General features: G+C 76.5%; 2 protein-coding genes. One reads left to right on the top strand and one right to left on the bottom strand.

The genetic code is table 11. From position 1 onward, the window contains the following. A partial coding sequence (locus KBX39_RS30825; protein WP_210873916.1) for an iron ABC transporter permease occupies positions 1-1,012 on the bottom strand: 1,012 nt, incomplete at its 3' end. Between the two features lie 102 nt (positions 1,013-1,114). Between KBX39_RS30825 and KBX39_RS30820 the strand changes: the two genes are divergently transcribed. After that, complete coding sequence (locus tag KBX39_RS30820; protein ID WP_013285335.1) at positions 1,115-1,474, top strand: YciI family protein; 360 nt, start codon at positions 1,115-1,117, stop codon at positions 1,472-1,474. The last annotated feature ends 94 nt before the right edge of the window (positions 1,475-1,568 follow it).

The raw sequence follows: 1,568 nt of genomic DNA, 5'->3' as shown, positions 1-1,568 counted from the left end.
AGGCCAGCAGCGGGGCGCCGAGCAGGGCGGTGATGATGCCCGCGGGGATCTCGCCGGGCGGGGCGACCAGGCGGCCCGTCACGTCGGCCGCCAGCACCAGCGCGGGGCCGAGCAGCGCGGCGACCAGCAGCGTCCACCTGTGGTCGGCGCCCACGAGCGCCCGGGCCAGGTGCGGCACCGCCAGCCCGACGAACGCGATCGGCCCGGCTGCGGCCACCGCGGCGCCGGTGAGCAGCACGCCACCGCCGCCGGCGGCGAGCCGGACCAGGGCGACCCGGTGGCCGAGCCCCCGGGCCACGTCGTCGCCGAGGGCGAGCGCGTCCAGGCCACGGGCGGCCAGCAGGGCCAGCAGCACGCCGGCCGCCACGAACGGGAGCACCTGCCCGGCCACGCCGACGCCCCGGCCGGTCAGCCCGCCGACCACCCAGAAGCGGTACTCCTCGAACGTGCGGGCGTCGATGCTGAGCAGCGCGTACACGATGGCGCCGAGACCGGCGTCGATGGCCGCGCCGACGAGCGCGAGGGTGACCGGGCTGGCGCCGTCGCGGGCGCGGTTGGCGACCGCGAACACGAGCAGCCCGGTGAGCAGCGCGCCGGCGATGCCGAACCAGACGTACCCGGCGAGCGTGCCGACCCCGAACACGGCGATGGCCAGCACCACGCCGAACGAGGCTCCGGCGCTGATGCCGAGGATGCGCGGCTCGGCCAGCGGATTGCGGGTTACCGCCTGGAACAGCACCCCGGCCAGCGCCAGCGCGAGGCCGACGACCAGCCCGAGGACGGTACGCGGCAGCCGCATGTCCCGGACGACAGTGGTGGCGTCGCCGCCGTCCGGTGACACCAACGCGTGCCACACCTGGTCGACCGGGATGTGCCGGCTGCCGAGCGCCAGGCTGGCCAGCAGCGCCAGCAGGAGCAGCAGCGCCGCCGCCAGGGTGGCCGCGATGCGGCGGGGTGCGCCACGGCGGGCGGGGGCCCCGGCCCGCGCGGGCCGGACGGCGACGGTGGTCACGGGGTGGCACGCCTTCCGGTTAGGTACGCCTCACCTTAGCTGACCTGGTAAGGCGCACCTAACCCGCCGGTGTCGATGCCCGGCAACCCCTAGCCTGAGGACATGCGATTCGACAGGCACACGGTGGTGCTCCTGGTCCGCCCGGACGACGCGCCGGACCTGCCGCAGGACGCGCTCGACCGGATCCAGGACGCCCACCTGGCCCACCAGGCCGGGCTGGTGGAGCAGGGCGCGGTGCTCGCGGCCGGGCCGTTCCTGGACGGCGACGACGGACGCGTCCGCGGTTTCGTGGTGCTGTCGGTGGACCCGCAGATGGCCCGCGAGCTGTACGCGAACGACCCGGCGGTCCGCGCGGGCCGGCTCGTCGCGCAGGTCAGCAGCTGGATGGTGCCGGAGGGTCAGGTCCGCTTCGAGCAGGTGCCGGTGCCCCGCTCGATGCTGGAGGCCGCGGCCGGCGACTGAGCGTTGCGGCTCAGCGCGCCGGACCGGAGCGCCGGTCAGTCCTCCGCGGCCTGCCGGACACCCGGCACCACCGGGGTCGGCCACAGCGGGGCAC

Source organism: Micromonospora sp. D75, from assembly GCF_018070405.1.
Taxonomy (GTDB): Bacteria; Actinomycetota; Actinomycetes; order Mycobacteriales; family Micromonosporaceae; genus Micromonospora; species Micromonospora chalcea.
The sequence above is the reverse complement of the archived record's forward strand: the minus strand, read 5'-3'. Positions and strand labels throughout refer to the sequence as shown.